The organism is Deltaproteobacteria bacterium, from assembly GCA_016218975.1.
GTDB lineage: Bacteria > Desulfobacterota > Deferrimicrobia > Deferrimicrobiales > Deferrimicrobiaceae > JAENIX01.
In genome coordinates this window covers 1-11,887 of sequence record JACRCO010000068.1, presented here as the reverse complement: position 1 = coordinate 11,887, position 11,887 = coordinate 1, and the positions used below count along the sequence as shown (strand labels likewise).

The 11,887-nt window shown below is 64.0% G+C and carries 17 protein-coding genes; 6 read left to right on the top strand and 11 right to left on the bottom strand.

Features of this window, described 5'->3' with window-relative positions:
• Positions 1-353 (bottom strand): hypothetical protein (locus HY896_09195; GenBank protein ID MBI5576521.1); only part of this gene is annotated, 353 nt, incomplete at its 3' end.
• Positions 354-539: 186 nt separating this feature from the next.
• On the opposite strand from HY896_09195, the gene HY896_09190 reads away from it, so the two are divergent.
• Genes HY896_09190 through HY896_09175 form a run of 4 tightly spaced genes read left to right on the top strand, consistent with a single transcriptional unit; the run spans position 540 to position 3,503 of the window.
• The gene (locus HY896_09190; protein MBI5576520.1) at positions 540-971 is read left to right on the top strand and encodes a transcriptional repressor; all 432 of its coding nucleotides are present in this window, start codon (positions 540-542) and stop codon (positions 969-971) included.
• Positions 968-1,855: a zinc ABC transporter substrate-binding protein gene (locus HY896_09185; GenBank protein MBI5576519.1), complete on the top strand. Its 888-nt coding sequence runs from the start codon at positions 968-970 to the stop codon at positions 1,853-1,855. Before HY896_09190 ends, HY896_09185 begins: the two co-directional genes overlap by 4 nt.
• Complete coding sequence (locus tag HY896_09180) at positions 1,852-2,640, top strand: metal ABC transporter ATP-binding protein (GenBank protein ID MBI5576518.1); 789 nt, start codon at positions 1,852-1,854, stop codon at positions 2,638-2,640. Before HY896_09185 ends, HY896_09180 begins: the two co-directional genes overlap by 4 nt.
• A 2-nt stretch (positions 2,641-2,642) precedes the next feature.
• Positions 2,643-3,503, top strand: coding sequence for a metal ABC transporter permease (locus HY896_09175; GenBank protein ID MBI5576517.1), 861 nt, complete (start codon positions 2,643-2,645; stop codon positions 3,501-3,503).
• Positions 3,504-3,590: 87 nt separating this feature from the next.
• Here the strand turns inward: HY896_09175 and HY896_09170 are convergent, their stop codons facing one another.
• Both HY896_09170 and HY896_09165 read right to left on the bottom strand, forming a co-directional pair.
• Positions 3,591-3,881 (bottom strand): YtxH domain-containing protein, encoded by a 291-nt coding sequence (locus HY896_09170; GenBank protein ID MBI5576516.1) that lies wholly within the window; start codon positions 3,879-3,881, stop codon positions 3,591-3,593.
• The gene (locus tag HY896_09165) at positions 3,874-4,275 is read right to left on the bottom strand and encodes a hypothetical protein (GenBank protein MBI5576515.1); all 402 of its coding nucleotides are present in this window, start codon (positions 4,273-4,275) and stop codon (positions 3,874-3,876) included. The genes HY896_09170 and HY896_09165 overlap by 8 nt, the downstream gene beginning before the upstream one ends.
• 177 nt (positions 4,276-4,452) lie before the next feature.
• On the opposite strand from HY896_09165, the gene HY896_09160 reads away from it, so the two are divergent.
• Together HY896_09160 and HY896_09155 are read left to right on the top strand one after the other, a co-directional pair.
• Positions 4,453-5,049, top strand: a complete 597-nt coding sequence (locus HY896_09160; GenBank protein ID MBI5576514.1) for a sigma-70 family RNA polymerase sigma factor — start codon at positions 4,453-4,455, stop codon at positions 5,047-5,049.
• Between the two features lie 14 nt (positions 5,050-5,063).
• Positions 5,064-6,077, top strand: coding sequence for a zf-HC2 domain-containing protein (locus HY896_09155; protein ID MBI5576513.1), 1,014 nt, complete (start codon positions 5,064-5,066; stop codon positions 6,075-6,077).
• Here HY896_09155 and HY896_09150 read toward each other — a convergent pair.
• The 8 genes from HY896_09150 to HY896_09115 all read right to left on the bottom strand — a co-directional run bounded on the left by HY896_09150 (position 6,070) and on the right by HY896_09115 (position 11,767).
• A complete protein-coding gene (locus HY896_09150) occupies positions 6,070-6,891 on the bottom strand; it encodes a flavodoxin family protein (GenBank protein MBI5576512.1) in 822 nt (273 codons plus the stop codon). The genes HY896_09155 and HY896_09150 overlap by 8 nt on opposite strands.
• Complete coding sequence (locus HY896_09145; protein MBI5576511.1) at positions 6,888-7,394, bottom strand: PaaI family thioesterase; 507 nt, start codon at positions 7,392-7,394, stop codon at positions 6,888-6,890. The genes HY896_09150 and HY896_09145 overlap by 4 nt, the downstream gene beginning before the upstream one ends.
• Entirely contained in the window at positions 7,391-8,305 is a 915-nt protein-coding gene (locus tag HY896_09140; protein MBI5576510.1) for a TIGR01212 family radical SAM protein, read from the bottom strand. Before HY896_09140 ends, HY896_09145 begins: the two co-directional genes overlap by 4 nt.
• A gap of 37 nt (positions 8,306-8,342) precedes the next feature.
• Entirely contained in the window at positions 8,343-9,305 is a 963-nt protein-coding gene (gene moaA / locus HY896_09135) for a GTP 3',8-cyclase MoaA (protein MBI5576509.1), read from the bottom strand.
• A 7-nt stretch (positions 9,306-9,312) separates the two neighbouring features.
• The gene (locus tag HY896_09130) at positions 9,313-9,957 is read right to left on the bottom strand and encodes a tetratricopeptide repeat protein (GenBank protein ID MBI5576508.1); all 645 of its coding nucleotides are present in this window, start codon (positions 9,955-9,957) and stop codon (positions 9,313-9,315) included.
• A 182-nt stretch (positions 9,958-10,139) separates the two neighbouring features.
• A complete protein-coding gene (locus tag HY896_09125) occupies positions 10,140-10,706 on the bottom strand; it encodes a peptidase C39 (protein MBI5576507.1) in 567 nt (188 codons plus the stop codon).
• The gene (locus tag HY896_09120; GenBank protein MBI5576506.1) at positions 10,703-11,107 is read right to left on the bottom strand and encodes a PA2779 family protein; all 405 of its coding nucleotides are present in this window, start codon (positions 11,105-11,107) and stop codon (positions 10,703-10,705) included. The genes HY896_09125 and HY896_09120 overlap by 4 nt, the downstream gene beginning before the upstream one ends.
• A 102-nt stretch (positions 11,108-11,209) precedes the next feature.
• Positions 11,210-11,767: a hypothetical protein gene (locus tag HY896_09115; GenBank protein MBI5576505.1), complete on the bottom strand. Its 558-nt coding sequence runs from the start codon at positions 11,765-11,767 to the stop codon at positions 11,210-11,212.
• Between the last annotated feature and the right edge of the window lie 120 nt (positions 11,768-11,887).

Below are 11,887 nucleotides of genomic sequence, written 5' to 3'. Positions count from 1 at the left end.
GTGTCCCACTGCAGGGTCTGCCTGTAATATCTTTCCCCCTCGCCCCCGTAGACGTCCTCGCCCAGCCTCTTTCTCGCCACCACCTTGCCGTTCGCCCGAATTTCCAGGTCCCCCTTGGGTTGCCGCACGTCGCTCTGGTCCTCTATCACCATGTCGACCCGGATGACGTCCCCTACGCGCGCCCTGACGGGAGTGACCCTGACTTCCCGCATGATCAGATTCACGTAGAAACCGCCTCCGCCGTCCCCGATGTCGGCAAGCACCAATCCGCCTCGGCCGCCGCCCCGCGCCTGGTCGCCCCAAAGAAGCAATGCGCTCGCCACTGCGATCCCGGTCATAATAAGTCGGCGCATCCGGTTTCCTCCTTGTATTGCGAAGGCCAATCTGCCGCCGCTCACATCTCGCGGAGAGCGGGCCGCCAAATTCGGCCGTGTCCTTAACTTAGATGATTCCCCGCACCGTAAAATTCAAGGGGAGATATGATTGCGATTTTGTTGCCGATGCAATATATTTGCATCTAACAAGGGGAGGGGCGATTCATGAAAGCGGTTTTCGAGACCATTCGAAACCTCGGGCGGCCGGCCACACGCGGCAGGGGGGAGATCCTGCGGATACTGGGGGAAAGCGCCATTCCGCTCTCCCCCCGGGAAATCCGCTCCCGCATTCCGGAACCGAAACCGGACGCCTCCACCGTTTACCGCAACCTCTCGCTCATGGTGTCCCTCGGCCTGGTCCGCAGCGTGGCGTTGCATGAGCGCAGCCGCCGGTACGAAGCGGCGACGGACGGAACCCACAGGCACCGGGCGGTCTGCCGGATGTGCGGGCGGATCGAATCCTTCCAGCCGAAAAAGTGCGACCTGTCCCGCATCGAGAACGATATCAGGGGGACGCTCGGCTTCGACGTGACGGAACATTCGCTGGAATTCTTCGGATCCTGCGCCGACTGCGGAAAGGCAGGCAGAAAACGATGAGGATTTTTTCGCGCATCCCGCTTGTCTTCCTCCTTGCGCTTGCATTCCTGTTCTCTCCGTTTCCCGCCGCGTCCGGCGAACTGCGCGTACTCGCATCGTTCCTCCCCGTGTACCTGTTCGCGCGCAACGTGGCGAACGGCGCGCCGGGCGTATCCGTAGAGATCATGCTGCCGGCGTCGCTGGGATGCCCCCACGATTACTCGCTGACTCCGGGGGACATGAAAAAGATCGCGTCCGCGGACCTGTTCATCGCCAACGGGTACGGGATGGAGGAATTCCTGGGCGCGCCGGTCCGCAAGGCCAATCCGCGCATCCGCGTCGTCGAATCGGCGCAGGGAGCGGCGCCGATCCGGACGGACGGACACGGGGGTGTAAATCCCCACACCTGGGTCAGTCCCCGGAATGCGATCCGCCAGGTCCGCAACATCGAGAAGGCCCTGTCCGCGGTCTCCCCCGGCAATGCCGGCGTCTTCCGCCGAAACGCCGACGCATATACGGCGAAGCTCGCGGTGCTCGCGAAGGAGTTCGACGACGCGTCGGCGAAATTCCGGAACCGCAAGATCGTAACGTTCCACAACGTCTTCGACTATCTCGCGAGGGACCTCGGGCTGGAAATCGTAGGTGAGATCGAGGAGACCCCCGGCCAGGAGCCTTCCGCCGGTGAAATCGCAAGGCTCATACGGTCGATCCGGGGAAAAGGGGCGGCGGCGGTCTTCTGGGAGCCGCAGTACCCGAAAAGGCTTGCCGACATGATCGCCGCGGAGGCCGGTGTGCCGTCGCACGCTCTGGATCCGGTATCGACGGGGTCCGCCGATCCCTCCACCTATGAAACCGTCATGAGGCAAAACCTGCGCACGCTCAAGGAAGCCCTGGGGACGAGATGAGCCGCCATTCCCGTTTCCATAAGCTCGAGATACGGAACCTGTCGGTCCGCGCAGGCGGAAGGGAGATCCTCTCCGGAATAGACGCAGACATACGCTGCGGAGAGGTGACGGCCCTGATAGGCCCCAACGGCGCGGGAAAGACGACGCTGCTGCTGGCGATCCTCGGACTAGTGCCCTACACGGGAGAGATAAAGTTCTGCCGCGCCGAGGAGCACGGACACGGAGAGCCGAATATCGGCTATGTCCCCCAGCGGATCGATCTCGACCGGAATGCGCCGATGTCGGTTCGGGATTTCTTCGCCCTTTCGTCCCAAAGGATTCCCGTTTTTCTCGGTTGCTCCCGGAAATCCCGGGCCGATGCGGAGGCCGCGCTTGCGAAGGGCGGGGCGGCCCACCTTCTCGATCGTCCCCTTGGAAAACTCTCCGGCGGGGAACTCCAGCGGGTTCTTCTCGCGCTGGCGCTTCGGGACAATCCCGACATACTGCTGCTCGACGAGCCCGTTTCCGGAGTGGACGTTTCCGGGGAGGAACTCTTCTGCGATTTCCTCGACCAGATCCACCGGGAATCCCGATTCAGCCTCCTGCTGGTATCGCACGACCTTTCCGTTGTCACGCGCCATGCCGACCGCGTCATCTGCCTGAACCGCTCGATAGTCTGCCAGGGGGCGACGACCGAGGTCCTGACGCCGGAAACGCTGAACGCCATGTACGGAAGCGGCGCACACTTGTTCAGCCACGGGCCAGCCGACGGGCACGGACACATTCACGGCGGGAAGGAGGAGTAGGCGTGGAGTCCCTGCTCGCTCCGGTCTATGCGCTCATGGACGTCCTTCTGCCGCTCTCTTTCGCGGAGCCGGATTTCATGAAGCGCGCCCTTCTCGCCGTCCTCTTCGTCGCGCCCGCGGCGGCAGCCGTGGGAACGCCGCTCGTCCAGTTCCGGATGGCCTTCTTCTCGGACGCCATCGGGCACTCCGCGTTCACCGGCGTCGCTCTGGGGGTACTCCTGGGGATCCACCCGCTGCTCACCATGGTCGCATTCGGCTTGTTCGTCGCATGGGCTATCACACTGGTCAAGGGCCGGACCGGCCTTTCGCCGGATACCGTCATCGGCGTGTTCTTCTCCACGGTCATCGCGTTGGGCATCGCAGTCATAAGCGCGCAGAAGGGGCTGACGCGGAACCTTCAGTCGTACCTGTACGGGGATCTGCTGGCGATATCCGAAGCGGAGGTAATGTGGATGGCCGCGCTCCTGCTCGCCGTGGCCGTCTACCTGTTCTTCACCTACAACAGGATCCTGCTTCTCGGGGTCCACGAGGGATTCGCGCGAAGTCTCGGCGTCAGGGGCCGGGCCCTCGAGATATCCTTTTCCCTCGCCGTCGCGCTGGTCGTGACGACGGCGATCCGCGCAGTGGGGATCCTTCTCGTGACCGCCCTTCTCGTCGTCCCCGCGGCGGCCGCGCGCAACGTCGCGAGGGGAGCGGCGTCCGCGTTCTGGACGGCGATCGCGATCTCGGTGGCGTCGGGGATCGCGGGGATCGCGGCTTCATACCATCTGGATACCGCCACCGGCGCGACGATCGTGCTCTTCGCTTCAGCGTTCTTCGGCTTTACAGCGATCCTGCGGCTGGTCCGCGGGGAAACCGCGTAGACGAATTTCTCCCGCGGGCTCGGCACGCCTCGCGGGGTACCCCACGAGGCGGCTCGCCCGGCGGCAGATTGCAGTACGATACCGGTGTTATTGGGGGGTTTCGAACTTCGCCTTTTCCTTCGCCATCGCCTCGCGGCCGGCATCATAGGCCGCCTTGACGACCGCTTTCTCTTCATCGATGAAGGACTCCACCTTCTGCTTCAGGTCGCCGGTCCATCCTTCCGTCTTCTTTTTCATGTCTCCCGCGAAGTCGTTGATCTTGTCCCGGGCCTCCTTGCCGGACATGGGGGCATAGAGCAGGGCAAGCCCGGCGCCGATCAGTCCGCCCGCCAGAAATGCGATCAGCACGCCGCCCGAACAGCCCTTTTCCTCACACATGGTCGCTCTCCTTTCGAACGTATCGGTTCACAACGTGCGACACGGCGGCTTTCGCCCCCGCCAATCCGCTGGCCACCGTCCCAAGCACCGGGACGACCGCATACTCCAGAACTTTCGTGGCGGCATCCAGCGTATGCCTGAATCCCCTGACGCCTTCCGTTACATGCGCCACGTTGGCCGCGCTCCTCTCGGCGTGCTTCAGGATCTCGCGCACCACCGCGTTGGTCTTTCGATAATCTTCGGCCGTGACTTCGAACTGGCGGATCGCGTCGTCTATCCTGCGTTCCAGCAGATCGATCGTCTTCTGCAGCCGCCAGAGAGTCATCGCCAGTACCACCGCAAGCGCGAGCGCAGCTACGGAAAGAGCCGTGAAAAGGATCGTCTGGCCGCTCAATAATCACCTCCGTTTCGCCACCGTTAGATATTGCACCGGAATACATAGTTCCGTCCGGCAACGATTAAAATACCGTATTACCGCCCGTCGCCGCAACCTCCCATGAAGTACAATGGAATAGACGGGGCCGGCGGAACCGCGACGGGCCCGTCAATGTCATATTCAGGAGAAATCGGAGTGGATCCGGCGGGAGACAACTCGAAACCGGCGGACCTTCTTCTTGATGCTTTCCGCAAGGGGAAACCGGGCGCTTTCGACGCCATCGTCCGCGCGCACCAGGATCGCGTGTTCGCTTTCTGCGTCCGGATGCTCTTCGACCGGGAGGAAGCCCTGGATATGGCGCAGGAAGTGTTCCTTTCCGCCTATCGAAACATCGAGGGGTTCCGGGAGGAGGCCCAGCTCTCCACGTGGCTGCTGAAGATCGCAGCCAACCGGTGCCTGAACCGGATCCGCCAGCGGGCGACGCGCGCGACCCGGGAAATCCGGTTCCCCGAACCGGAGGGTGAGGATGGTGAATCCTTCGCCTTCCAGCCTCCGGCTCCCGAAGAAGCCCGCCCGGACCGGGTGGCGGAAAATCGTGAGCTCGGCAGGGTGCTCTCCGAGGCCATGGCCCGGCTCGATCCGGATTCCCGCTGGATCCTGCTGCTTTCGGATGTGGAGGGATTCACAAACGAGGAGATCGCAGCGCTGGCGGCGATCCCGGTGGGAACGGTGAAATCGAGAATCCACAGGGCCCGGATGGCCCTTCGGAAAATTCTGGCGCCCGTGGTGTAAGGGGAAGAACCGCGATGGAATGCGAACGCATACAGGACCTCCTCTCCGATTACCTCGACGGCTCTATTTCCGAAAGCGGCCATGCGGACGTCTCCGCCCACCTGCGGAAATGCCGGATATGCGCGGAGACCGCGGGCGGACTGGAAAGCACTATCCGGATGCTTAAGGCGATGCCGTCGATGAAAGCCCCGCCGGAACTTGCGGAGCGGATCAGGAGGGAGACGGAACGGCCGGCGCCCTCGAAATCCTTACTGAAAAAACTTTTCTTTCCCGCACATGTCAAGATCCCGATCGAGGCCGCGGCGGCGATCCTGATCTTCCTGCTGGTGTACGGAATCCAGAGGACGGAACAGTCGTCGCCGCCGACTCCCGCTCCGGCGGCGCGGATGGAAGCGGCCGCACCGTCCACTGAAGAGGGCAAACACGAGGCCGGACGGACGGAAGAAAAAACAGCCGGCGGCGCGTCAAGCACGGTCGATCGAACCAGGCAACCGCGAGACGCGCGCGCAACGGGCAGATTGGCCGCCTCGGCTCCAGCCTCCACGGCTCCGCAACCGCCGCCCGCGCGCCCCGTGGTGCCGGCTCAACGGGTCAGCACTTTAGCCGAAAGGATCGAGCCCGTCGCTCCGCCGGAAGAAAATATGGGGGCCAGGAAAGAAGCTCCCGTGCGCATGCTGGCCGCGCCGCCGTCGAGGCTTATGCTGCCCGTCCCGCACGGGCGGGAGGTTACGCTGGAAGTGGCGGCCGCGGAACTCACGGGTCTGGAGGAACGCATCGTGGAAGCGGCGGTGCGGCGCGGAGGAAGCCGGGTTCACGAGCCCGCGGCGATGTCCGCCGAAACTCGGGGAAAAACCGCGGGGCCGGAAGCCGTGCGGGTCCGCTTACCGGCGGATTCGACCGAGCACTTCCTCTCCGACCTGCGGAATATGGGGACCATTCCGGCCGGCGGCGCCCCCGCATGGGCGGACATTCCGGCGGGACCCGCCCCGGGGACGGTCCATTACACCGTGCGGATCCGCGTCAGATGAATTTCCCTCCCGCGTAGCCGCGGGAGATTTCCTTGAGCCGCTCGCGATCCCGGATGTACTTCTCCTTCATTCCGATCAGCCATTCGCCGTGCGCTTTTCTGGCGGCCGGCCCCCGCCAGGGGTGGGCCGGCGGCGCCAGCGAAAGGCGAACGCTCTCGCCATCGCCGGAGACGGTCCCGCTCGCGCCGCACAGGAGGCAAAAAACGCGGTTCGCCCCGCGGAATTCGAAATACGTGCCGCCGCATTCGGAGCACGACGGGTTCCCCGCCGGCGGGGCATCCGTCGAAAAGAGAGCGGCCGCCAGCCGCGCGGCGGAAGCCTTCCCTGCCTCGGAAAGAAGGGCCTCGCCGGGAAGGGCAGCGTGTATCACGCACCGTCCCTTGACACCCATACCCATCGCACGGAGAAAATTCTCCACGCCCAGCAGCGAAGCACCTTCCCCGTCGCGGAGCCCCGCGAGCGCAACGCCGACAGCCGGTTTGCCCATGAGATCGTCGAGACGCTTCCAGAACTGAAGGCCGCGGTCCAGGAACCTCTGCAGGGAAGAATGCGCTCCGAGCAGGTACACGGGCGCGGCGACTATCACTCCGTCGGAAGAAGCGATCGCGTCCAGCACCGCCGCGAAATCGTCCTTTATCGGGCACTCCCCCATGAGGCACCGGTAGCAAGCCTTGCAGGGACGAATGTCCTTTTCCACAAGGCGGACCAGGGAGAGATCCACCGGCTCCGGCAGGCGCGCCGCGATCTCCTTGACGGTCAACTCGCAATTCCCCAGTTTCCGCGGGGATCCTATGATTCCCAGAACGCGCTTCATTTCTTCTCCTTCGCTTCGTTGAAAAGCGTCCGGTATTTCCGGCAATGCCCGAACTTGAGATAGGGTAGAACGTCCTCCGTGGCTTCCCGGCTCATCGGGAGGAACTTGCCCCTTGCGCGGACGCGGACCTCTCCGCCGCAGGAGAGCTCCCCCTCGCTGTAGGCGATCCGTCCGGCGTCCCTGAGGAGGCGGCTGCGTATTTCTATCTCCTCTCCGACGGGCACCGGCGCGAGGTACTTAACGGTAAGTTCCCCCGTAAGATACATACGCTGCGATCCGCCGAAGACCGTCGCCGCCCAGCCCATGGACTCGTCGAGAAGCGCCGCCAGCACCCCGCCGTGAGCAACATTCCTGTATCCGTTGACATGCCGCGGAAGGGATATCCGGGAGCAGACCGCATCGCCCTCGACGAAAAATCTCGTTCGGACTCCGCATGGATTCTCGTCCCCGCAGAGAAAGCAGCCCGAGGAATGGGGAAGGTATTCCGTTTCGCCGCCGTTCATGGATTCTCCTTCCGCTTCGATCCCTGCCAGGAGCCCCGCCGCGCCAGCTCGGCGGCCACGTCGTGCGACATGTCCCGGCTACCCTTGTTCCACAGCGGGGCCAGCAGCAATTCCCGCGGAGCGGATCCCATGAGGCGCAGGACGGCGATCTCGGGACTGAGCCGTTCCAGGAAATCGGCGCAGGCGCGGACATACACTTCATACTCCGGCACCGCCACTTCCCCCCTTCTCCATGGCTCTTCCAGCCCACTGCCGGTAACTATGTGCAGATGATGCAACTTCACCCCCTGCACGCCAAGGTCGGATAGGAAGCCCGCAGCCGACACGAACCCTTCCTTCGTGTCTCCAGGCAGGCCGTAAATCAGGTGGACGGCGACGTCGATCCCTCGCCGCCGCACTGCGCCGACCGCTTCCGTGAAGTCTTCCACCGTGTGGCCGCGGTTGATTCCGGCAAGAACGGCGTCGGAGGACGACTGGAGGCCGATTTCGACCGAAACGTACTTCTCGAGTGCGATCGACTCCAGGACATCCAGGACCGGCGCTTCCAGGCAGTCCGGCCTGGTTCCGATAACGATCCCTGCGACGTCGGGATGGCAGAATGCCTCGCGGTAGATCCGTTCCAGCTTTTCCGCCGGGGCATAGCTGTTGGTGTACGGCTGGAAGTAGACGAGAAGGCGGCGGAACGCCTTGAGCCTGCTGCTTGAAGAGATCGTGCGCCGGACCTGCTCCTCCACGGGCCGACCGGGAAAGAGCACTCCTTCCGTGAAGGATTCGTTGTTGCAGTATACGCATCCGCCGGTGCCCTTCGTTCCGTCGCGGTTCGGGCAGGTGAATCCCGCCGATACGCTGACCCTGGCCACCGGGCCGCCGAGGCGTCGGCGAAGGAAGGAGGCGTAGTTATGGAACCTCAACTCAGGATGGATGGGAGGGAACAGGACAGGGCCCTCTTCAGCCGCCGATGCGGGACATGGGTTCCGCGGCGAACGACCCGCCGCACAGGTCGTGCCCTTCGGGTTTTGCCGCGACAGCCCGCCGGAAAAGGGCCCCCACTTCCCCGTCGCCCCCGCCTTCCCTCAACGCGGCCCGAAGGTCGAGAGTTTCCACGGCGAACAGGCAGCTCCTCAGTCTCCCGTCGGCTGAAACGCGGAGCCTGTTGCAATCGGAGCAGAATTTCCGCGAGACGGGCGAAATTATCCCCAGCGTGCCCGCGAATCCCCGGACCTCATAGGTTACGGCGGCGGACGGCGCACGGCCTGATACGACGCTCGTCCCGGGAAGGGATAGTATGCGGTCGCGGATCCGGTCCGTAGATACGTACCCTTCCGACGGCAGGCAGCCCACGGGCATCCGCTCGATGAAGCGCACTTCGACCGGTTTCTCCCTGGCCATCCCGATGAATTCCTCGACTTCTCCGGGCAGAAGGCCGTGTAGAAGAACCACATTGATCTTCACGGGGTGAAGGCCTTCGAATATCGCGGCTTCTATCCCCGAAAGGACTTCGGGCAACATGTCCCGGCGGGTGATTTCCGCATACCGGTCGCGGCGTATCGTGTCGAGGCTGATGTTGATCCGGCCGAGCCCGGCCTGCCGCAGCGGGCCCGCGGCGACGGCGAGGCCTATCCCGTTGGTGGTCATGCAGAGATCCTCTATCCCCGGGACCGCGGAGAGGCGGCGGACCAATTCGACGACCCCCCTCCGCACGAGGGGTTCCCCGCCCGTGATCCTGACTTTCCGGACGCCAAGGGAAACGGCAACCCTGGCGCAGCGGAGAAACTCGTCGGAGGTGAGGATTTCCGCCTGGTTTTTGAGCGGAATCCCTTCCGGCGGCATGCAGTAGATGCAACGCAGATTGCAGCGATCGGTGACGGATAGACGCAGATAGTCGATACGGCGGCCGAAGCTGTCGAGCAGCATGGACCTATTTTACCAGAGGGGGCGACGCCGAAGCGGGCGGGAATCTTTTGCGCAATTCCGAACGGTGCTCCTGGATCTCTCTCCGGACCTCCTCCGGGCAAAGGACGGTCCCCGTCTCCCCCGCAGCCGTCCCTGAGGTGTTCCGGGCGGATTCGTCCCCCTGACGGCAGAGCTCCTCCGCTTCGGCGAACGCTTCCGCCGCCGGTTCCGGCCGGTTCGCGCGCATTCGAAGAACCCCCAATGTGTCGAGGAACACGGGGCGGCGGCCCGCCGGCCCGGCAACGGCGGTCTCCATACGCGCCAGCGCGTCGTCGATCCCCTCCCCCGAGAGTATCGCGCACCAGGCAAGGTTGTTGGCCGCTTCGGGATCCCCGGGCTTTATCCCGAGCGCAAGCAGATATTCCGCGCGCGCCTTTTCATATTCCTTTTTCGCGAGAAAAACGTTGCCGAGGTTGAAGCGGGCGAGGAAAAGCTTCCTGTCCTTGCGCAACGCCGTTTCGTACTCCCGCCGCGCAAGGTCGAGCTCGCCCTTCCGCTCGTAGGCCACGCCTAATTCCACGTGCTCCGCGGCCGTCAACGGGTCCTCGAGAACGATGACCTTCGGCATCCGCCCGCACCCCGCCGCCGCCAGGAGGAGGAGCAGAATCATCAGCGCCGACCATCCGGCAAGCCGCCGAGACGGAGTGCCCATCGCGGGGGCGTCGAGCGACGAAGCGGGAGCCAGGGAGGGCGGAGCGAGGAGCTCGCGAGCCGCGGCCCGGCCATGGAGGGCCGGGCAAGGCGTCCCCCGCGATGGGTACTCCGCGAGGCGTGCGCGGCCGGGATGGTCGGTCACTGCGCGGGGCCGACGACGAGAGCGAGCCGCCCCATCTTCGACCACTGGGCATCCAGAACGGAAAACGGGATGACCTTTCCCCGCTCCCGCCCGGAGTGGGCGACGATCCCGTCCCGCGTCCACCCGTACGCCAGGAGGTAGTGCGGCCTGCTCCATACCCATGTTCCGAGATCGACGAGCAGGATCACGGGTATTCCCGACCCGATCCGTTCCCGAAGGCGGGGCAGGTCCAGCGCATCGACCTGCGCCGAAAACCCGCGCATTCGTGCCGCCCCGGCAAGGTCGGTTATGAGGGTCCCCCCCAGCCCTTCCGTGCGCGTTTCCCGGACGATCTCCGCCGTGGACGCCTCCCGCCCAAGGAACAGGAGGTTCATCGCGAGGGAGGAAGGGCCGCAGGTTTGCTCTTCCTGCGGGAGAAAGGGGACTCCCGGGATGACGATCTCGGGATATGCGCCGTGATCTTCCCGTCCGACGTTGGCGCCTGTCCCCGCGCATCCCGCCAAAACGAAAAGGGCGCCGCCCAGCAGGAGGGCGGCGCCGAAAAGGGTCGTTCTCCGTGTCAACGAACGACTATTTCCTTGTTCATCAGTTTCAGGATGACGATGATGAGGATGACGAGGACCGCCAGCCCGATCAGGAGCCCGATGCCGCTGTCGGCTCCTTCCGCCGCCCTGTCGGCAAGCGAGGCGAGCCGGTGAAGATCGCCGTCGCTCATCGACTTGACCTTGGACATCGCCTCTTCAGGGGTGACGCCGTAATCCAAAAGTTTCTGGACGACGACTTTCCGCTCCAGGAACGCCTGCACCTTGGCGGTTTCCGCAACCCTTGCATCCCCCGCCGCCGAGCCGTGGGATGCGATCACGCCGGCCACCGCGACCCCGCGGAAAGATCCGAGCATGCCCATCCATCCCGCCATCATGAAAGCCAACGCCAAAAACCACCCCGCCTTACGGATCGCCGCCATCTCGCACCCTCCTTCATAGGAAATCGAATTTCAGACAAGTCCGGGACGCATATTCGTATCGTCCTATCTTCGCAAATCTCCGCATGAATGGTCAACGACGGATCAACGGTACCGCGAAAGCGCCGTTTCCATTTCGTCGGCCGCCTTTTCCACGGCGGTTTTCAGGGCGGCCGGGTCGCTTCCGCACTCCCGTTCCGCCCGCTCCACTATCCCCTCGCACGTCCCGCGGTCTTCCCTCAGCCGTTCGATGAACGTGTTGAACAGCGTCGCGAGCAGCGCGGCCTGGTCCCCTTCGCGGAACTTGACCTTCCTGAGAAAATCCCCCGCGATGTAGCTTTCGATCGTCCGGCTCATACGGTACAGGGGGCCCGCCACCTTGTGAAGCGTATAGATACACAATACCGCCATGGCGCCGCAAACGAGGAGTATATATACCAGCGCGGAGAAGGAGACCATCGGTAGGGAGAACACCGTGAGGTTGCGCAGCGCGAAGAAGACGCTGGAGTAGTCTCCTTGGAGAGGACGGGAGAAGAAGAGGAACATGATCGCGAACAGCAGCAGGGCCCCGAAGGCGAAAATGCAGGAAAGGAGAAGCAGGAACCGGAGCTGGAAACCCCGCTCCGCGACGATCATTCTTTCGACGTCATGGCGGTCCGTCACGGAGACATCCTCCCTATCTTCCCCTTCAGCTCCTCCCACCTGAGCCTGCGTTCATCGGGCGTTGCGGCGCCGGACCGCAGGAGCTCCAGGTCCTGCCGGATCTCGCGGACCCGGGAAAGG

What these genes read in the sequence shown, in the direction of transcription:
- HY896_09150 (MBI5576512.1), bottom strand. Translation starts at nt 6,891, where the DNA reads ATGAAGCGCGTTCTGGGAATCATAGGATCCCCGCGGAAACTGGGGAAT.
- HY896_09185 (MBI5576519.1), top strand. Translation starts at nt 968, where the DNA reads ATGAGGATTTTTTCGCGCATCCCGCTTGTCTTCCTCCTTGCGCTTGCA.
- HY896_09145 (MBI5576511.1), bottom strand. Translation starts at nt 7,394, where the DNA reads ATGAACGGCGGCGAAACGGAATACCTTCCCCATTCCTCGGGCTGCTTT.
- HY896_09120 (MBI5576506.1), bottom strand. Translation starts at nt 11,107, where the DNA reads ATGGCGGCGATCCGTAAGGCGGGGTGGTTTTTGGCGTTGGCTTTCATG.
- HY896_09180 (MBI5576518.1), top strand. Translation starts at nt 1,852, where the DNA reads ATGAGCCGCCATTCCCGTTTCCATAAGCTCGAGATACGGAACCTGTCG.
- HY896_09155 (MBI5576513.1), top strand. Translation starts at nt 5,064, where the DNA reads ATGGAATGCGAACGCATACAGGACCTCCTCTCCGATTACCTCGACGGC.
- HY896_09190 (MBI5576520.1), top strand. Translation starts at nt 540, where the DNA reads ATGAAAGCGGTTTTCGAGACCATTCGAAACCTCGGGCGGCCGGCCACA.
- HY896_09170 (MBI5576516.1), bottom strand. Translation starts at nt 3,881, where the DNA reads ATGTGTGAGGAAAAGGGCTGTTCGGGCGGCGTGCTGATCGCATTTCTG.
- HY896_09130 (MBI5576508.1), bottom strand. Translation starts at nt 9,957, where the DNA reads ATGATTCTGCTCCTCCTCCTGGCGGCGGCGGGGTGCGGGCGGATGCCG.